General features: G+C 65.2%; 17 protein-coding genes. 12 read left to right on the forward strand and 5 right to left on the reverse strand.

All coding sequences use genetic code 11. The features are described 5' to 3' along the window. Window positions 1-64 precede the first annotated feature (64 nt). Genes CH290_RS04625 through CH290_RS04680 form a run of 12 tightly spaced genes read left to right on the forward strand, consistent with a single transcriptional unit; the run spans window position 65 to window position 12,499 of the window. Complete coding sequence (locus CH290_RS04625; RefSeq protein ID WP_033190173.1) at window positions 65-1,681, forward strand: ABC transporter substrate-binding protein; 1,617 nt, start codon at window positions 65-67, stop codon at window positions 1,679-1,681. A 2-nt stretch (window positions 1,682-1,683) separates the two neighbouring features. Then, entirely contained in the window at window positions 1,684-2,658 is a 975-nt protein-coding gene (locus CH290_RS04630) for an ABC transporter permease (RefSeq protein ID WP_033190174.1), read from the forward strand. Further along, window positions 2,651-3,541, forward strand: a complete 891-nt coding sequence (locus CH290_RS04635) for an ABC transporter permease (RefSeq protein ID WP_033190175.1) — start codon at window positions 2,651-2,653, stop codon at window positions 3,539-3,541. The genes CH290_RS04630 and CH290_RS04635 overlap by 8 nt, the downstream gene beginning before the upstream one ends. Continuing rightward, window positions 3,538-5,181 carry a dipeptide ABC transporter ATP-binding protein gene (locus tag CH290_RS04640; protein ID WP_033190176.1) on the forward strand — a complete coding sequence of 548 codons (1,644 nt, stop codon included), beginning with the start codon at window positions 3,538-3,540 and terminating at the stop codon, window positions 5,179-5,181. The genes CH290_RS04635 and CH290_RS04640 overlap by 4 nt, the downstream gene beginning before the upstream one ends. Then, window positions 5,171-6,319: an LLM class flavin-dependent oxidoreductase gene (locus CH290_RS04645; protein WP_033190177.1), complete on the forward strand. Its 1,149-nt coding sequence runs from the start codon at window positions 5,171-5,173 to the stop codon at window positions 6,317-6,319. The genes CH290_RS04640 and CH290_RS04645 overlap by 11 nt, the downstream gene beginning before the upstream one ends. Beyond that, on the forward strand, window positions 6,316-7,695 hold the full coding sequence (locus tag CH290_RS04650) for an NtaA/DmoA family FMN-dependent monooxygenase (protein ID WP_019663217.1): 1,380 nt from the start codon (window positions 6,316-6,318) through the stop codon (window positions 7,693-7,695). The genes CH290_RS04645 and CH290_RS04650 overlap by 4 nt, the downstream gene beginning before the upstream one ends. Next, a complete protein-coding gene (locus tag CH290_RS04655; RefSeq protein ID WP_033190178.1) occupies window positions 7,692-8,465 on the forward strand; it encodes a DUF1684 domain-containing protein in 774 nt (257 codons plus the stop codon). Before CH290_RS04650 ends, CH290_RS04655 begins: the two co-directional genes overlap by 4 nt. Then, window positions 8,462-9,589 carry an LLM class flavin-dependent oxidoreductase gene (locus CH290_RS04660; RefSeq protein ID WP_020110838.1) on the forward strand — a complete coding sequence of 376 codons (1,128 nt, stop codon included), beginning with the start codon at window positions 8,462-8,464 and terminating at the stop codon, window positions 9,587-9,589. The genes CH290_RS04655 and CH290_RS04660 overlap by 4 nt, the downstream gene beginning before the upstream one ends. 23 nt (window positions 9,590-9,612) lie before the next feature. Continuing rightward, window positions 9,613-10,848 (forward strand): MFS transporter, encoded by a 1,236-nt coding sequence (locus CH290_RS04665; protein WP_170947537.1) that lies wholly within the window; start codon window positions 9,613-9,615, stop codon window positions 10,846-10,848. Window positions 10,849-10,856: 8 nt separating this feature from the next. After that, entirely contained in the window at window positions 10,857-11,798 is a 942-nt protein-coding gene (locus CH290_RS04670; protein WP_027498643.1) for an NADP-dependent oxidoreductase, read from the forward strand. 36 nt (window positions 11,799-11,834) lie between these two features. Next, window positions 11,835-12,185 (forward strand): DMT family transporter, encoded by a 351-nt coding sequence (locus CH290_RS04675; protein ID WP_019663222.1) that lies wholly within the window; start codon window positions 11,835-11,837, stop codon window positions 12,183-12,185. Beyond that, window positions 12,185-12,499, forward strand: coding sequence for a DMT family transporter (locus CH290_RS04680; protein ID WP_020110835.1), 315 nt, complete (start codon window positions 12,185-12,187; stop codon window positions 12,497-12,499). The genes CH290_RS04675 and CH290_RS04680 overlap by 1 nt, the downstream gene beginning before the upstream one ends. Before the next feature lie 2 nt (window positions 12,500-12,501). Here the strand turns inward: CH290_RS04680 and CH290_RS04685 are convergent, their stop codons facing one another. The 5 genes from CH290_RS04685 to CH290_RS04705 all read right to left on the reverse strand — a co-directional run bounded on the left by CH290_RS04685 (window position 12,502) and on the right by CH290_RS04705 (window position 18,287). Further along, window positions 12,502-13,830: an LLM class flavin-dependent oxidoreductase gene (locus CH290_RS04685; RefSeq protein WP_020110834.1), complete on the reverse strand. Its 1,329-nt coding sequence runs from the start codon at window positions 13,828-13,830 to the stop codon at window positions 12,502-12,504. After that, complete coding sequence (locus tag CH290_RS04690; RefSeq protein WP_230621063.1) at window positions 13,827-14,582, reverse strand: ABC transporter ATP-binding protein; 756 nt, start codon at window positions 14,580-14,582, stop codon at window positions 13,827-13,829. Before CH290_RS04690 ends, CH290_RS04685 begins: the two co-directional genes overlap by 4 nt. Next, window positions 14,558-15,436, reverse strand: a complete 879-nt coding sequence (locus CH290_RS04695; protein ID WP_033190179.1) for an ABC transporter permease — start codon at window positions 15,434-15,436, stop codon at window positions 14,558-14,560. The genes CH290_RS04690 and CH290_RS04695 overlap by 25 nt, the downstream gene beginning before the upstream one ends. Further along, complete coding sequence (locus tag CH290_RS04700) at window positions 15,436-16,443, reverse strand: ABC transporter substrate-binding protein (RefSeq protein WP_020110833.1); 1,008 nt, start codon at window positions 16,441-16,443, stop codon at window positions 15,436-15,438. Before CH290_RS04700 ends, CH290_RS04695 begins: the two co-directional genes overlap by 1 nt. A gap of 170 nt (window positions 16,444-16,613) precedes the next feature. Then, entirely contained in the window at window positions 16,614-18,287 is a 1,674-nt protein-coding gene (locus CH290_RS04705; protein ID WP_230621065.1) for a dipeptide ABC transporter ATP-binding protein, read from the reverse strand.

Consider the following 18,287-nt stretch of genomic DNA (forward strand, 5'->3'; position numbering starts at 1 on the left):
TCCGCCTGACTCGGCGCGCCTGCGTGCGCGTCGACGGCGTCCTATCAAGATCCGGAGTATCTCGGTGTCTTCACGTTCCGTTTTTGCAGGTGTCAGCGCTGTCGCTGCCCTGAGTGTCGTGCTCACAGCCTGCGGAGGTGGCGGGGCAACCACCTCGGCCGATGCCGGAGAGCCCACTGCCGGCGGCACTCTGCGCTACGGATTGTCGGGTGCTCCCACCTGCTCGGACCCCGCTCAGTCCGGGACCAACCAGACCATCTACGTCGTCAGGCAAGTCGTCGACTCGCTGACGGATCAGGATTCGGAGACGGGGGAGATCACTCCGTGGCTCGCGGAGAGCTGGGAGGTGGCACCCGACGCGTCGTCGTTCACGTTCAAGCTGAAGGACGGTGTCACCTTCAGCGACGGCACACCGGTCGACGCGGAGGCGGTGAAGGCCAATTTCGACTCGATCGTGAACATCCTGACCACGGCCAAGTCGCCGCTCGGTGGTAGCTACCTGTCGGGTTACCAGGGCACCACCGTCGTCGACCCGCTCACTGCGCAGGTCGACTTCGACGGCCCGAACGCACAGTTCCTGCAGGCGACGTCGACGGCGCAGTTGGGCCTTCAGGCGCTGTCCACCGTCGCCAAGCCTGCCGAGGAACGGTGCGACGGCTCCAACGTCGGCAGCGGGCCGTTCACCTACGCCGATTATCAGCAGGACAAGTCGGTCACGTTGGCCAAGCGCACCGGGTACGACTGGGGCTCGGACGTGTTCGGACACGAGGGCGAGGCATACCTCGACACGATCGAGTTCACCGTCGTACCCGAGTCGGGTGTGCGTACCGGCAGCTTGTCCTCCAACCAGCTCGACGCCATCTCCGACGCGCTTCCTCAGGACGCGCCGCAGATCGAGGCCACCGGAGGGCAGATTCTGACGACGTCCAACCCGGGCACACCGTTCGGCTTCCAACCCAACGTCACTCGCGGGGTGCTGCAGGATCCTGAGGTCCGTAAGGCGCTGGTGCCGGCGATCAACCGTCAGGAACTGATCGACACCATTCTCGGACCCGACTTCAAGGTCGCGACGAGCACGCTGGCCAGCAAGACCCCCGGTTACACGGAGTTGGCGGACGTCACGTACGACCCGGAGAAGGCGAAATCGATTCTCGACGCAGCAGGCTGGGTGCCCGGTGCCGACGGAATCCGCGAGAAGGACGGCCAGAAGCTCTCGTTCAAGGTCATGTTCAGCGCGGTGTTCGCCGGTAATCAGGCGATCCTCGAACTGACGCAGCAGCAGCTTCGCGACGTCGGAGTGGATCTGCAGCTCGAGCTCGTTTCCAATTCCGAGGCCACGGCGCGTCAGGGGACGAAGGACTACGACTCGACGTACTACAACAGCACCCGCGCCGACGGCGACATCCTGCGTACGTCCTTCGCCGTGGACGGGCGAAACCTCAACGCCCGCGGACCGATTCCCGACCTCGACGCCTCGCTCGACGATGAGTTGGCCACCACCGACACCGCTGCCAGGAACGAGATCATCGCTACCGCGCAGCAGCAGGTTCTCGACAACGGACTGTGGATTCCGACGATCGAACTGTCGCAGGCCATCGGTGCCGGACCGAACGTGCAGGACCTGAAGTTCGAGGCGTCGGCCCGGCTGCAGTTCTTCGACACCTGGCTGAGCGGACAATAACCATGATTCGTTATCTCACACTGCGCGTCGTGCAGGCCGTCCTCGTTCTCTGGGCGGCGTTCACGATCTCGTTCATCGTGCTGTTCCTTCTGCCGTCGGACCCCGTCAGCATCGCCGCCGACTCGGCGGGGTCCGGTACGCCCGTCGACGCGGCGGCCATCGCCGAGTTGCAGGCGCGATACGGACTGGATCAGCCGGTGTGGGTGCAGTACTGGAACTCTCTGAGCGGTGCAGTGCGAGGTGACTTCGGGTTTTCCATCGCCACCGGTCAGAAGGTCACGACGGCCATCCTCGACGCACTGCCGAGCACCCTGGCGTTGGCGACGACCGCGCTGGTGCTGTCGCTGATCTTCGGCGGATCGGTTGCCTTCCTGGCCACCTACACGCGTGTCCAGTGGCTGCGTACCCTTCTGTTCTCCATCCCGCCGTTGGGCGTCGCGGTGCCGACCTTCTGGGTCGGGCTGCTTCTGCTGCAGGTGTTCTCGTTCCAACTCAGGATCTTCCCCGCGTTCGGTGACCAGGGAGCGTCGTCGCTCGTGCTGCCTGCGATCACGCTCGCGTTGCCGACGGGTGCCGTGATCGCTCAGGTTCTCGCCACGTCGATGACCACGACGTGGAAGCAACCGTTCGTCGAATCTGCCCGTGCCAAGGGAGTGTCACGTCTGCGAGTACAGACCAAGCACGTCGTGCGGCTGTCCTCGATTCCGGCCTTCACCATCGCCGGTGTACTCGTCGGCAACCTGCTCGCCGGATCGGTCGTCGTGGAGACGGTCTTCTCCAGGGCCGGTGTCGGCAGGTTGACTCAGACGTCCGTTCTGGCGCAGGACATTCCCGTGGTGCAGGGCATCGTCGTTCTGACGTCGCTGGTGTTCGTTCTGGTCAACCTGCTGGTCGACCTGTTCTATCCGTTGATAGACCCTCGGATCGTGTCCGAGTACAAGCAGTCCGCTCCCGCGAAGGAGAAGGCACATGTCTGACATCCTGACCCGCGTCGAGACGGTCGCCACCGCTGAACCCGTCGTCCCGAAGCCAAACCCTGTTCGTCGTAGACCGCGTGTGCGGTCACTGGTGAAGAACATCTGGCTGGCGCTGTCGGTCGTCGTACTGGTTCTCGCCGTCGGCTTCGCATTGTTTCCCTCGCTCTTCGCCAGTGGGGACCCTCTGAAGGGAACGCCTGCGGACAAATTGCAAGGGCCGAGCGCGGCGCACTGGTTCGGAACCGACAACATCGGACGTGACCTCTACACCCGCGTCGTCCACGGTGCCGGGTTGTCGCTCACCGCAACGTTGTTCGCGGTCGCGATTGCACTCGTGGCCGGATCGCTGATCGGTCTGCTCGCAGGCGCCGTCGGCGGCGTCGTCGACGCGATCCTGATGCGCATCGTCGACGTGCTGCTGTCGATTCCCGCACTTCTGCTCTCGCTGGCGCTGGTCACGGCGCTCGGGTTCGGTACACGCAACGTCGCCATCGCTGTCGGTGTCTCCCTCGTCGCGAACTTCGCGCGCGTCATGCGCTCCGAAGTGCTGCGGGTGCGGCAGTCGCTGTACGTCGAAGCCGCCTACGCCTCCGGCGTCCGGTGGTACGACGTGTTCGGGCGCCACATCCTCCGCAACTCCTACGGACCGGTCATCGCCCTCGCCGCAGTGGAATTCGGCCAGGCGGTGCTGGCGGTGTCCGCCCTCAGTTTCCTCGGATTCGGCGCTGTTCCACCGACACCCGAGTGGGGATCGTTGATCTCCGAGGGCCGGAGTTTCCTGGCCACCGCATGGTGGATGACCACACTGCCCGGCCTGGTGATCGTGGCCGTCGTCCTGTCGGCCCACCGCGTCGGCCACGCAATCGAGGGAGGCACACGATGAGCCCCATTCTGGAAGTCGAGAACCTCCAGGTGGACTACGGCAACGGTGCCGCGGTCCGAGGAGTGTCGCTGACAGTCGAGCGCGGCGAAGTGGTGGCGGTGGTGGGTGAGTCCGGATCGGGCAAATCGACGACGGCACACGCGATCATCGGTCTGCTTCCCGGCGCGGGTCGCATCACGTCCGGCGAAGTCCGCTTCGACGGCAAGCGGATCGACGATGCCTCCGAGAAGGTGCTGGACCGCCTGCGCGGGGCTCACATCGGTCTGGTTCCCCAGGACCCGACGACGTCGCTCAACCCGGTCATCCGAGTCGGTGAGCAGGTGGCCGAGGTGCTCCGCGTGCACGGGCTGGCCACCAAGCGGTCGGCGAAGCTCGAAGCGATCAGGATCCTCACCGAGGCCGGGATCGACAACCCCGAGGTGCGGGCCCAGCAGTACCCGCAGGATCTCTCGGGCGGTCAGCGTCAACGCGTTCTCATCGGCATCGCACTGGCATGCACGCCCGAGCTCGTGATCGCCGACGAGCCCACGTCCGCGCTCGACGTCACCGTGCAGCGCCGCATCCTCGACCACCTGGACGCCCGTATCGCCGAGACGGGGACGGCCGTTCTGCTCATCACGCACGACCTCGGGGTCGCTGCCGACCGCGCCGACCGGCTCGTCGTCATGAGCAAGGGTGACATCGTCGAGACCGGCCGTACCTCCGAAGTTCTCGCGAACCCGAAGCACGAGTACACGAGGTCGCTGCTGGCAGCCGCACCCAGCCTGGGGACGGCACTACGGCCGGCCAGGCCGTCGACGACACCGATTCTGACGGCCACCGAGGTGTCCAAGACGTTCCGAATCGGACGGCAGGAGTGGAGCCTGCGGAACGACCCGAAAGGCGGTGTGCACCTCGATGCGGTGAAGGCTGCGTCGTTGACGGTCGAACGTGGGCGGACACTGTCGCTCGTGGGGGAGTCCGGATCCGGCAAGTCGACGTTGGCGCGCATCACCATCGGGTTGGAGAAGCCGACGTCCGGGCGCGTCGAGTTCGACGGGACCGAGGTGACGGGCTTGCGTGGCTCGCGGCTTCGTGATCTTCGCCGACGCGTTCAGATCGTGTACCAGAACCCCTACGCCTCGCTCAACCCGAAACTGACCGTCGAGCAGATCATCGAGGAACCACTCGACGCGTTCAAGGTCGGGACGAGTGCCGAGCGTTCGGCGCGGACCGCGGAGCTGTTGAATCGAGTCGCGTTGCCTGCCGACTACTCCCGGCGCAAACCCGCGGAACTGTCCGGCGGGCAACGCCAGCGCGTTGCGATCGCGCGAGCGCTGGCACTCAGGCCGGACCTGGTGGTTCTGGACGAACCGGTGTCCGCACTCGACGTCTCGGTGCAGGCTCAGATTCTGGACCTTCTCGACGAGTTGCAGACCGGACTGGACCTGAGCTACCTGTTCATCTCGCACGACCTCGCCGTCGTGCGGCAGATCAGCGACACCGTCGCGGTGATGCAATCCGGGACGATCGTCGAATACGGGCCGACGGCACAGATATTCGATTCGCCACAGCGTGAGTACACCCGTGAGTTGCTGGCGGCCATTCCCGGCAACTCGCGCCCGAGAAGTCACGACAAGGAGACCGCAGGTGCCCGATAAGTTCTTGATCGCCGTCGAACTGCGCGGAGCCGGAATTCACCCGCATGCCTGGCGGCGGGAGGATTCTCGCGCCGAGGAACTGTTCACCGCGCAGTACTGGACCGATCACATCGAGGCGGCCGACCGCGCAGGGATCGACATCGCGTTCCTCCCCGACGCCTTCGCGCTTCAGAGCGGTGACGGCGTCGAACTGGGCAGGATCGAGGCGGCGGCGATCGCCGCACGGGCTGCCGCGGGCACCCGTTCGATCGGCCTCGTCCCGACGGTGACCGTCACGCACACCGAGCCGTTCCACGTGTCGAAGCAGATCGCGAGCATCGACTACGCATCGTCGGGTCGCGCAGGCTGGGAAGTCGCTGTCTCGCAGAACGCCGACGAAGCGACGCTGTTCGGGCGCAAGGGCCCGCAGACCGTCGACGAACTCTGGAATGAGGCCGACGACGCCGCGGAGGTCGTCACCCGGTTGTGGGACAGCTGGGAGGACGACGCGGAGATTCGCGACGCGTCCACCGGACGCTTCATCGACCGAGACAAACTGCACTACATCGACTTCGAGGGTGACTTCTTCTCGGTGAAGGGCCCGTCCATCACGCCGCGCCCGCCGCAGGGGCAGCCGATCGTCGTCGTCCGGGCCGAGGACGACCCGTCCACGGCCGTTGCCGCCAAGCGCGCGGACATCGTGCGAATCTCCGCGCCGACGATCGACGACGCAGCCGTCGTGGCCGCGCGGCTGCGTCGTGCCGTCGTGGCCGAGGGACGTGACCCTGCCGAGGTTCACGTGGTGCTCGATCTCGAAGTGCACGTCTCGGATACCGCGGCGGCCGACGTCGATCAGCTGAACAGCTGGTCGCCGTACGTGCCGGACTCGGTGAGCTTCCGGGGGAACGCCGCGGAACTGCAGGAGTTGCTCGACGGCCTCGCCGCATCCGGCGTCGTCGACGGCGTGACCCTGCGACCGTTGGCGCTCGCCCAGTCGGTCGAGGCCATCACGACCGATGTCGTACCCGGCTTGGCCTGGCACGATGGTGCAACGCCCCGTCTGCGCCCCGGTCCGCTGCTGCGCAGCAGGCTCGGCCTTGCACGACCGGAGAACCGATACGCAGTACGCCGTCAGGCAGCACAGGGAGCGTCGAAATGAGCGCGATCAAGAAGCAAATCCATCTGGGAGCGCACTTCCCGGGTGTCAACAACACGACGGTGTGGCAGGACCCGGAATCGAAGAGCCAGATCGAGTTCGACTCGTTCGTCCACCTCGCGGAGACCGCGGAGCGCGGGTTGTTCGACTTCTTCTTCCTGGCCGAAGGGTTGCGGCTGCGCGAGCACCGAGGCCGTATCCACGACCTGGACGTCGTCGGTCGTCCCGACACGTTGATCGTGCTCAACGCGTTGGCCTCCGTCACCACGCATCTCGGGCTGGCCGGCACCATCAACACGACGTTCAACGAGCCGTTCGAGCTGGCGAAGCAGTTCGCGACGCTCGATCACCTGTCCGGTGGCCGCGCGGCGTGGAACATGGTGACCTCGTCGGATGCGTTCACCGGCGAGAACTTCCGCCGCGGTGGATATCTGGACCGAGCGGATCGGTACGTCCGTGCTCGCGAGATCATCGACACGGCCCGAGAGCTCTGGGACAGCTGGTCACCCGACGCGCTCGTCGTCGATCGAGAGAACGGGGTGTTCGCACGTCGCGAGCACATCGCACAGGTCCGCCACACCGGACCGCAGTTCGACATCGATGCGGCGTTCACGGTGCCACGTAGCCCGCAGGGTCACCCGGTGCTTCTGCAGGCGGGCGATTCCGACGAGGGACGCGAGTTCGGTGCCGCGAAGGCCGACGCCATCTTCACCGTCCACGGCACGCTCGAGGCGGGGCAGGCGTTCTACTCCGACGTCAAGGGCAGGCTGGCGAAGTACGGCCGGGAGCGTGACGATCTGAAGGTCCTTCCCGCCGCGACGTTCGTCCTCGGCGACACCGCCGAGGACGCGGAGGAGCGAGCCGACGCCATCCGCCACCAGCAGGTCGGGCCGCAGACAGCGATTTCGTTCCTGGAGCAGGTGTGGGGGCGTGACCTGTCGGAATACGATCCCGACGGTCCTCTTCCCGACGAAGACCCGACGGACGACGTCAACATCACCCGAGGCCGGGTCCGCCACGCCGATCCGGTGCAGGTTGCGCGCGACTGGCGTGAGCGGGCCGAGTCGAAGGGTCTGAGCATCCGCGAACTGATCATCGAGGTCACCACGCGTCAGCAGTTCGTCGGCACGCCTGCACAGGTGGCCGAGGAGATCGACAGTTACGTACAGAACGACGCGAGCGACGGGTTCATCCTCGTCCCGCACATCACCCCGGCGGGGCTGGACGAGTTCGTGGACAAGGTGGTTCCGATTCTGCAGGACCGCGGCAGCTTCCGTACCGAATACTCCGGTACGACGCTGCGCAGCCACCTCTTCGGATCCGATTCCGCCGCGCTGAACCATCCGGACACCGAGCGAGAAGGAGTGCGAGCATCATGACCGCCACCGTGAACGAGACGTTCGAAGCATCGTGGAACCAGTGGCACAGCGAGCGTGAGAGCTACTACAGCGACCCACTCGGATGGGTGTCGCTCACCGGGCTGTACTGGCTGACGGACGAATTCGAGACCGTCGGAGATCTTCCCGGCCGCTGGCGCGCCGACGAGGATGTCGTTCATGTCGACGGATTGTCGGTCACCACGCTCGAACCGGTCGAGGGCGCACCGGGCATTCTGGTCGAGGACGGTGACCGACGCATCGAGGTCATCCGTCGTACCGGTTCGGTGGCGCTGCGAGTGCACGACCCCGCATCACCTCACCTTCAGGAGTTCTCCGGAATTCCGACCTACGATCCCGACGAGAAATGGTCCGTCGCCGGGACGTTCACGCCGTACCCCGAGGCGAAGATCGTCACCACCGGTGCCGTCGTCGAGGGACTGGAGCACCACTACACCGCGGTCGGTGTCATCGACTTCGAACTGGGCGGAGACAAGCAGCAGTTCGTAGCTTTCGGCGGCAAGGACGGTGGGCTGCGGGTGATGTTCACCGATGCGACGTCGGGTGTGACGACGTACCCGGCCGCGAGGACGCTCGTGGTGACCGATTCGACCGACAGCGGCGAGGTGATCCTGGACTTCAACCGTGCGTCGAACCTGCCGTGCTCGTTCACCGATTACGCGACGTGCCCCGTGGCGCCGGCGGAGAACAAGCTCGCCGTTGCGGTCGAGGCGGGCGAGAAGAATCCGCGTCCGTTCGGCAGCGCGTCGTGAGCAGGGTTCCGCTGTCGGTACTGGATCTGTCGCCGATCAGCGAAGGTTCCACCGCCGCCGAGGCATTGCGCAACACTCTCGACCTGGCGCGTCAGGCAGAGGAATGGGGGTACGAGCGCTACTGGGTCGCCGAGCATCACTTCGTCGCGGCCGCCAGTTCGTCCCCGGCCGTGCTCGTCGGGTTGATCGCGGCCGCCACCAACAGGATTCGCGTCGGGTCGGCGGCCGTACAGATCGGTCATCACACGGCTGCGTCGGTCGTGGAATCGTTCGGCACCGTCGACGCCGTGTATCCCGGTCGTATCGACCTGGGTATCGGACGATCGGGTCAGCGCAGGCAGGAAGCGCTGGCGGGTAAGGACGTTCCGGAGCCCGAGCACGAGGAACGGGTCGTCGACGGCATTCTGTTCCCGAAGCCGTTCCGTTCCGGCAAGCTCGTTCTCTCCGAGCGGGTGCTCGCATCGGGTGAGGTGCTGCAGCAACCACATGCAGTCGCCCCGGATTTCGACACCCAACTGCAGGACGTCCTCGACTTCCTCGGTGGGCGATTCTCCACGTCCGGTGGTGTGGAACTGACGGCCACACCCGGACTCGGTGCGCAGGTCGAAGTCTGGCTCTTCGGTAGCAGCGGTGGCCAGAGCGCACAGGTCGCCGGAGCACGAGGATTGCCCTTCGTCGCCAACTACCATGTCAGTCCCGGTACGACGCTCGACGCCGTCGAGGCCTACCGTGCGGCGTTCGTGCCCTCGGACACCGTGAAGGAGCCGTACGTCGTCGTGTCGGCGGACGTCGTCGTAGCAGACACGGATGCGGACGCGCAGTACCTGGCGTCGTCGTTCGGCCAGTGGGTCCACAGCATCCGTAGTGGGCACGGTGCCATCGCGTATCCGGATCCCAAGACGGCGGCGCCGCTGACCGCGGAGCAGGCGGAGTTGGTGTCGGACCGAGTCGCCACTCAGTTCGTCGGTTCCGCCGTCACGGTGGCGGAGAAGCTCGACGGTCTGCAACGAGCCACGGGAGCCAACGAACTCGTCGTGACCACCGCGACGCACGGACACGGAGACCGGCTGCGGTCCTTCGAACTGCTCGGGAAGGAATGGGGACTGCCACGGCTGCGCGTGTAGGTTCGCTGCGATCGTCGTACGCTGTGCTGCCGACAGCGTCGAAGCTGTTGATGATCAACAACTTCGGTATCAGTCTCGGTTTCTACATGGTGCTGCCGTTTCTGGCGACCTATCTGCGAGGTGACCTGGGTTTCAGCGTCGCCTTCGTCGGGATCGTGCTGGGACTGAGGACGTTCAGTCAGCAAGGTCTGTTCCTCGTCGGAGGTACCCTGGCGGACCGATGGGGACCGCGAGCGACGATCATCACCGGATGTGCCCTCAGGATCGTGGCGTTCGGGCTCTACGCGACCACCGACAGTGCGGTCGGAGTTGTGACGGCGACGGTGGCGATCGGCGTTGCTGGTGCAATATTCAGCCCGGCGGTCCGTACCTACCTGATGCGTGAGTCGGACACCGATCGTGCCGAAGTGTTCTCGGTGTACAACGTGTTCGGCAACGCCGGTGCCTTGGTGGGCCCGCTGCTGGGTGCCGCTCTGTTGAGTGTGGACTTTCGGTTGATCGCCGCGATCGCCGCCGCGGTGTTCGCGGTGTTGACCGCTGCGCAATTGATCGCGTTGCCGCGTCAGCCACGGATCGAGCACCATGACAGCGTCGTCGGCAGCTGGGGACTGGTATTGCGCAACAGGCGGTTTCTGATCTTCACGCTCGGAGGGTGCGCGTATTTCGCGCTGTTCAACCAGCTGTATCTGGCATTGCCGATCGAAGCCGAACGCGTGACGGGCAACCCGCAGTCGGTCAGCGTTGTGTTCGTGGTGTCCACGGTGCTCGGGATCGGGTTGCAGATGCCCGTCACGGCGGTGGCACGACGGCTGCTGCGACCGGGCAGCGCGGCGGGTCTCGGCGTGGGACTGATGGGTGCCGCGTTCGTCCCGCTCGCGGTCAGTGCGCCGATTCTCGACACGGCTGCTGAGTCGAGGCCGATCGCAGGATGGCTCACCCTGTTGTGGCCGGTGATTCTCACGACGGCGGTGTTCAGCATCGGAATCGCGTTGGCGAATCCCTACATCATGGAACTGCTGGGAGTGGTGGGCGAAGATCGGCTGTCCGGTACCTACTACGGATGGTTCTACCTGGTGTCGGCCGTGGCATCGCTCGTTGTCGGTTCCGTCGTTGGCCGAGCCCTCGACATCACAGAACCAAGCTGGCGTGCACTGCCTTTCGTGGTTCTGGCCGCGGTGGGAGCCGTCGGAAGTGCGATAGTGGCAGAGATGACGCGGCGTAATCTGCTGCAGGAACAATCCGTGACAGCGAGGAGTTGAAAAGTTCCATGACACGAGTAGCGGTAGCAACGGCATTCGGTGGACCCGAGGTGGTGCGCATCGTCGACGAGGCCTTGGCCGCCCCGGCGGCCGGCCAGGTCTCGATCGAGGTCAAGGCCATCGGCGTGAACCCGATCGACTACAAGCTCTACAGCGGAGCGTTCGGCTCGGACCCCTCCACTCTCCCGCTTCATCTCGGAAGTGAGGCCAGCGGTGTCGTTGTCGCCGTTGGCAATTCGACCAGTGGTCCGGGCGGGCAGATCTCTGTCGGCGACGAGGTCATCGTCTCCGGGGCGAAGGGAGCGTACGCGGAGAAGCTGCTGGTTCCGGCGGATGCTGTGCTTCCCAAGCCTGCGTCGCTCGGCTGGGAGGCCGCAGCAGGACTGCTCGTCGTCGCCGGGACGTCGTACGACGCCCTCGAGGTCACGAACGTCGCCGAGGGCGACACGGTGCTGGTACACGGCGCAGCGGGAGGCGTCGGGTCGATCGTCGTTCAACAGGCCAAGGCACGAGGCGCGCGGGTCATCGGCACCGCTCGGCCCGTCAACCACGACGCACTGCGTGAACTGGGCGCCGAGCCCGTCGAGTACGGTGACGGATTGCTGGAGCGCGTGCAGGAACTCGCTCCCGACGGAATAGATGTCGCGATCGACACGGTCGGTACCGACGAGGCCGTGGACGTCTCGCTTGCTCTCGTCTCGGACAAGGATCGCATCGTCACGATCGCCGCATTCGGACGCGCGGCCGAGGAAGGGTTCCCTTCCGTGGGCGGTGGCAACCCGGAGAGTGCGAAGCGCCGCAAGGCAGCTCGACTCGACCTGGTGAACTCGGCCGGTGCAGGCGATTTCATCGTGACAGTCGCCAAGACGTTCCCTCTCGCGGAGGCGGCCACGGCACACGAGGAACTGAAAGCCGAACACCCGCGCGGGAAGTTCGTGTTGATCCCGTAACTCCTGTGCGAGGTGTGGAATCAATCTCGATCGCCGATGGTTCGTCGAACGGTGAGCAACAGATACTGGGCGCTGCTGGCGTCGGCCATCGTGTCGGAAGTAGCGGCATCGCTGTCGTTGAAAGCTGCGCTGAACACGCCGGCCTGGTACGGCGTCGTGGTGGCCGGGTACGGCGCATCGTTCGTACTGCTGTCGCTGATCCTGCGGATGGGCTCGCCCATCGGGAAGACCTACGGGATCTGGGCTGCGTCGGGAATCGCGTTGACCGCCGTACTGGGTACCGCGGTGTTCGGTGAACCGCTGACGCCGACGATGCTGGCCGGCATCGTGCTGGTCATCGGGGGAGTGGTGTTGGTGGAATTCGGCGCGGGCAGGGCGCACGCCTGATGTGGTGGTTACTTGCCGGAGCAATCGTCACCGAGGTCATGGCCACGCTGTCCTTGCGCGCATCCGAGGGAGGACGCAAGAAGTGGTGGCTCGTCCCCGTCGTCGCAGGCTACGGAGCCGCGTTCACTCTGCTGGCCCTGACACTCTCGGCCGGGATGGCTGTCGGTGTCGCGTACGGCGTGTGGGCAGCGAGCGGCGTGGCCTTGACGGCCATCGCCGGCCGCTACCTGTTCCGAGAACCGTTGACCTGGGTCATGGGCGCAGGTATCGCCCTGATCATCGGCGGCGTTCTGCTGATCGAGATCGGTGCGTAGCGCTACACGGGTACCGCTGTGAACCGGTTGGCCGGACGCGGAAGACCGTAGTGCTCGCGCAGCGTGGTCCCGGTGTACTCGCTGCGGAACAGCCCACGGGCCCGCAGAATGGGCACCACTTCGTCGACGAAGATCTCGAGTCCCGACGGCAACGCCGGCGGCATGATGTTGAAGCCGTCGGCTGCACCGCCGAGGAACCATTCTTCGATGGCGTCGGCGACTTGCTCGGGCGTGCCGGTGAACGTGTGGTGTCCGCGGCCGCCGCCGAGTCTGCCGATGAGTTCGCGCACGGTGAGCGACTCCCGTCGCGCAAGCTCGACGATCAGCGTGTAGCGACTCTTGGCTTCCTCGATGTCGTCTTCCGCCAACAGATTCTCCGGTAGCTGCTCGTCGAGCGACAGCGCCGACGGGTCCACCTTCAATGTCTTCGCGAGCTGCAGCAGTGCGTATTCCGGAACGATGAGGCGGTCCAGCTCGGCGTCGAGAGCCCGAGCCTCGGCCTCGGTGGAACCGATCACCGGAACGATGCCGGGCAGAATCTTGATGTGGTCCGGGTCCCGGCCGACGGCGATGGTGCGCGCTTTGAGGTCCGAGTAGAACGCCCTCGCGTCCTCGATGGTCTGCTGCGCGGTGAACACCGCCTCGGCGTACTTCGACGCGAGGACCTTGCCGTCGTCGGACGAACCCGCCTGAACCAGAAGCGGATACCCCTGTACCGGACGCGGAACGTTCAACGGGCCGCGCACGGTGAAGTAGTCACCTCGATGGTCGACGGTGCGAACCCGGTCGTTGTCACCCCACACTCCGGAATCCTTGTCCGCGAGGACGGCGTCGTCGTCCCAACTGTCCCAGAGTTTCTGGGCGACGTCGACGAACTCGGCCGCTCGGGCATACCGATCGCCGTGCGCAGGTAACGCGTCGAGATTGAAGTTCTGGGCCGCATCGAGCCCCGCTGTGGTGACGATGTTCCATCCCGCGCGGCCACCGGAGATGTGATCGAGCGACGCGAACGCTCGGGCCAGGTTGTACGGCTCGTTGTAGCTCGTCGTCGCCGTGGCTACGAGGCCGATTCGCTCGGTGACCGTCGACACCGCGGTCAGGATCTGAAGAGGTTCGAGATATCCCGACGGCCGACGACCGACGTCGGCGACGAGCTGGGGGCTGTCGGCGAAGAAGATCGAATCGAACTTCCCCCGTTCCGCGATCTGCGCGAGCCGCTGGTAATGCTTGATGTCGACACCGGCGAGCGGGTCGGACTGAGGTAGACGCCAGGACGACTCGTGATGCCCGGTCGTCATCAGAAAAGCGTTGAAGTGCAATTGCCTTGTCATGCCGTCACTTTCTCGAAAGCGCCGAGCGCGGTCAGCAGATCTTCACGCTGAGCGGCGAACTTCGGATCACTGTGTGTACGGGGCGTGTCGAGTTCGACTGTCCGATCGGAGACGATGCGACCGTCCTGAAGGACGAGTACACGATCTGCGAGCAGAAGAGCCTCGTCGACGTCGTGGGTGATGAACAGAACTGCAGGCGTGTGCTTGGCGCACAACTCGCGCAACAGAGCGTGCATGCGGATTCGAGTGAGTGCATCGAGGGCACCGAACGGCTCGTCCGCCAACAGGAGTTCGGGCTCACGCACCAACGAACGTGCCAGTGCAACGCGCTGCTGCTCGCCACCGGAAAGCTCTTTGGGCCAGGCCTTCTCGCGGCCGGCCAACCCGACTTCGGCCAATGCAGCCTGGCCTCGCTCCGCCGCATCGCGGCCGGGAAGACCGAGGATCACGTTGTCCAGCACTCGGGACCACGGAAGCAGGCGTGAATCCTGGAACACCACGGACCGATTCGCCGGCACCTGGAGTTCACCCGAACCGAGTACGTCGTAGTCCAACTCCGCCAGCGCACGCAGCAACGTGCTCTTGCCGGACCCACTGCGTCCCAGCAGCGCCACGAACTCACCCCGTGCGATATCGAGATCGATGGCATCGAGCACCACCCGATCACCGAACCCCCGGCTCAACGACCTCGCACTCACCACCCGGCCGGCCTGATCCCCGCCCGTTCCTACCCGCCCAGTGTCTGGCGCCATGACAATGCTCTCCTTTCCACTCGCCTGACCAGGAAGTCGCCCACGAGTCCGAAGATGGCGTAGACGACCAGGCCGACGACGATGATGTCGATCTGTCCGTACGTTCGCGCCTGGGTCATCAGGTAACCGATGCCGCTGGTGGCGTTGACCTGCTCGACGACGACGAGGGCGAGCCACGAAATGGTCACGGCCATGCGAAGTCCGGTGAAGAAGCCGGGCAACGCGCCCGGGAGGGCGATTCGCCGGACGAACTGCCACCTGGACAGACCGACCGTCTCGGCGAGCTCGACGTAACGATTGTCGACACTGCGCAACTGTGCATGGGTGTTGATGTAGACCGGGATCAGCACGCTGGTGGTGATGACGATGATCTTCATCGACTCGCCGATGCCGAACCACACGATGAACAGAGGAATGAGCGCAAGCGTCGGGATCGCTCGTTTGATCTGGACCGGGCCGTCGATGATCGATTCTCCGAGCCTCGACAGACCCGACACGAGTGCGAGTACGACACCGATCGCCACACCGAGAACGAGCGAGATCACTGCCCGCTGCAGCGACGTGAGCAGGTTGCTCTGGAGTCGACCGTCGTCGATCAGGTCTCGCGCGGCCTCGACGATGGTCAGCGGTGCGGGCAGGGTCTGAGGATCGAGTATCCCTGCCGCCGAGGAGGCTATCCATGCCACGACCAGGATGAGCGGACCGATCGCGAGACCGTACGGAATGGCCTTACCAGGCCCCAGCCTGCGACGCGCGATCTTCCGGGGTCGTAGAACCGTCGACGACGCCGTGTTCTTCGAGGTACTGGTGGTCCTGGATTTTCTCTTGTCTCCTACCGGGGTTGCGATTGCCATCAGCTCTCACTCCTGGTGAACGATCCGCCGACTTCTTCGACGGTGCGGGCGCCGACGTCGCCGAACCGGAGGTCGAATCCGTCCGAGGCCTGAACGGACTTGGGTAGCTCACCGGCGTCGTCGATGACGTCGATGGTCGACTGCTGCTGCTCCACGAGACTGTCCAACTTGGGAAATGCGTACGCGCCGAGCGAGTCGACGATGCGCCGGCCGTCCTCGGGCGTCAACCCCTGCCCCTCGACGTAGTACTTCTGCAGCCACTCGTCGGGATGCTCGTTGGCCCACTGGACGGCACGCGTGAAGCTGGCGATGTATGCCTGCAGCGCAGCGGCTTTGGCGGGATCCTGAATGGCCTCACGACGGGCGTAGAGGTAGGACAGGCCCGTGGACGTGCCCCCGGACTCCGACGTGTCGATCAGTGTGGTCCCCGGATTGTTCAGAAAACGAGTCAGGTTCGGCTCGTTCAACGGAGCGACGTCCACCTGTCCGGTTCTGATGGCGTCGGGAAACTCCGAGAGTTGCAGACGGACCAGTTCGACGTCGTCGGTGCTCAGATCGGCCTTGGCGAGTGCGCGCAATACGATGGCCTGCTGCGCGGTGCCCTCGGCGTAGGCGATCTTCTTGCCCTTCAGATCGGCCAGTGTCGTGATGTCCCGATCCGCAGCTACGGCCAACCGAGTGTTGTTCGGCTCGGATTGAGTGGCGTGGATGATCGGGACGTCCTGGCCGGCGATGAGCGCTTGGATCGGTGGGGTGTCGCCCACTCTCGCGGTATCGGCTGCGCCTGCCCGGAACGCTTCGAGAATGGCCGGGCCACCGACGAAGTTCGCGAACTCGTACTCGAACGGCAGCTTGTCCAGCTCACCCGAGGCGCGGAGGACGGATTGCTGGAACTCGGACTGGTCGGCGATGACAAGCGTGGTGCCGGCCGGGATCTCGGTCGGAAGTGCCGCATCCGACGCAAGTGCGTTCTCCGGAGTGTCGCTGCCGGCGCAGCCGGCGGCCATTCCGACCGCGAGGACAAGTGAGGTGAGGGCAATTGCTGTCCGCCGCGTCGATCTTCGGCTTGCCAGGAATGTTCGCATCCGCACAGCCAACATCGGCAGCGAAGCGCCGACAACAGTTTACGTTTCCGTGAATATAAGTATGTGCAGGTCGGTCCGAGCGCCCCGACTTCTCAGCCGTCGACGGGTACCGGATACGGAAGCGACGGGACCGAATCGAGGAGCTCGACGGTGTAGCTGTGCTGTGGGTCCTCGAAAATCTGCTCGGCTCTGCCTCGTTCGACGATCGCCCCGTCCTTCATGACCGACACGGTGTCGCTGACATGGCTGATCACACCCAGGTCGTGGGAGATGAAGATCATCGACACACCGGTTCGTGCCCGGAGGTCGAGCAACAGATCGAGTACCTGGGCCTGGATGGACACGTCGAGTGCCGAGACCGGCTCGTCGCAGATCAGGATGTCCGGCTCGGTTGCCAGTGCCCGGGCGATCGCCACGCGCTGACGCTGGCCACCGGACAGCCGGCGCGGTGTGCGAGCGAGGTGATCAGGGTCCAGGCCCACCTGGTGGAGCAGTTCGATCGTCCGAGCCTTGCGCGCGTCGGCATCGAGTGTTCCGGTCTCGACCAGTGCACGATCGATTACGTTGGCGACCGTGAATCTGGGGTCGAACGAGCTCAGTGGATCCTGCCAGATCGGTTGTATCCGCGACCGGTGCGCACGCCTGCCCCGTTCTCCCGGGCCGCTGGGTGAGTTCCAGTTCAGGCTCGGCCCACCGGGTGGGGTCAGACGCACCGTCCCGGTATCCGGTTCGACGAGTCCGAGGGCTATCGACGCGAGAGTGGACTTCCCCGAACCGGATTCGCCGACGAGACCGTGGATCTCACCCTGACGGAGCGTGAGCGAGACCGAATCGACCGCCCGGTGCCGTGAGCCGTCACGCCGATCGAAGGACTTGCTCACCGCGTCGACGACGAGCACAGGATCGCCTGAGTGGGCGGACGGGACAGCGATCGGTGTCCGGCCCACCAGAGTCGTTCCTCGTGTCGCTCCGCTCGGGGCTGCGCTCAACAGGGCTCGTGTGTACTCGTGCTGCGGATCCCGCAGAATATCCTGGGCTGCACCCTGTTCGACTATCCGACCGTCCTTCATCACTGCTATTCGATCGGCGAGTGCGGCGACGACGGCCAGATCGTGGCTGATGAGCAGCAGACCGGTGCCGTCGTCTCGGAGGTCACCGAGCAGAGCGAGAATGCGTGCTTGAACCGTGACGTCGAGCGCCGTGGTCGGCTCGTCCGCGATCAACAGTGAGGGGCCTGCAGCGAGACCCGATGCGATCAAAGCACGTTGACGAAGGCCGCCGGACAACTCGTGCGAGATCTGCGTAGCTCTGACCTCGGGGTCGTCGATACCGACCGAGCGGAGCAACTCCACGGCAGCACGTGAACGCGCGTGACGCGGGACGGTGTTGTGTATCGCCATGGGCTCGACGACCTCGCGGCCGATGGTACGCAGCGGATCCAGCGACACCAGAGCGTCCTGTAACACCAGTCCGACCGTCGTGCCACGCACTTGCCGGAACTGCTTCTCGCCGAACGACGATGCGTCGACGCCGTCGATGTGGAACCGCGACATGCGCACGTCCGCCCGTCGCCCGGCCAGGCCGATGACGGCACGTGCTGTGACGGACTTGCCCGAACCCGATTCGCCGACGAGGGCGAGGCACTCGCCGGAGGAGACGTGCAGTGACACGTCCTGCACGGCGCGCACCGGCGCCGATCGTCGACCGGCCGCCGGGAAGGACACGGACAGGTTCTCGATGTCCACCAAGCGTTGTCGTACCGGCAT

Source organism: Rhodococcus sp. 06-156-4, from assembly GCF_002259345.1.
GTDB lineage: Bacteria > Actinomycetota > Actinomycetes > Mycobacteriales > Mycobacteriaceae > Rhodococcoides > Rhodococcoides fascians_E.

Excerpts from the sequence above, each read along its gene's own strand:
- CH290_RS04675 (WP_019663222.1), top strand. The coding sequence starts at position 11,835 with ATGGTTCGTCGAACGGTGAGCAACAGATACTGGGCGCTGCTGGCGTCG.
- CH290_RS04680 (WP_020110835.1), top strand. The coding sequence starts at position 12,185 with ATGTGGTGGTTACTTGCCGGAGCAATCGTCACCGAGGTCATGGCCACG.
- CH290_RS04670 (WP_027498643.1), top strand. The coding sequence starts at position 10,857 with ATGACACGAGTAGCGGTAGCAACGGCATTCGGTGGACCCGAGGTGGTG.
- CH290_RS04690 (WP_230621063.1), bottom strand. The coding sequence starts at position 14,582 with ATGGCGCCAGACACTGGGCGGGTAGGAACGGGCGGGGATCAGGCCGGC.
- CH290_RS04650 (WP_019663217.1), top strand. The coding sequence starts at position 6,316 with ATGAGCGCGATCAAGAAGCAAATCCATCTGGGAGCGCACTTCCCGGGT.
- CH290_RS04640 (WP_033190176.1), top strand. The coding sequence starts at position 3,538 with ATGAGCCCCATTCTGGAAGTCGAGAACCTCCAGGTGGACTACGGCAAC.
- CH290_RS04630 (WP_033190174.1), top strand. The coding sequence starts at position 1,684 with ATGATTCGTTATCTCACACTGCGCGTCGTGCAGGCCGTCCTCGTTCTC.
- CH290_RS04655 (WP_033190178.1), top strand. The coding sequence starts at position 7,692 with ATGACCGCCACCGTGAACGAGACGTTCGAAGCATCGTGGAACCAGTGG.
- CH290_RS04635 (WP_033190175.1), top strand. The coding sequence starts at position 2,651 with ATGTCTGACATCCTGACCCGCGTCGAGACGGTCGCCACCGCTGAACCC.
- CH290_RS04705 (WP_230621065.1), bottom strand. The coding sequence starts at position 18,287 with ATGCCGGTACGACAACGCTTGGTGGACATCGAGAACCTGTCCGTGTCC.
- CH290_RS04700 (WP_020110833.1), bottom strand. The coding sequence starts at position 16,443 with ATGGCCGCCGGCTGCGCCGGCAGCGACACTCCGGAGAACGCACTTGCG.
- CH290_RS04695 (WP_033190179.1), bottom strand. The coding sequence starts at position 15,436 with ATGGCAATCGCAACCCCGGTAGGAGACAAGAGAAAATCCAGGACCACC.
- CH290_RS04685 (WP_020110834.1), bottom strand. The coding sequence starts at position 13,830 with ATGACAAGGCAATTGCACTTCAACGCTTTTCTGATGACGACCGGGCAT.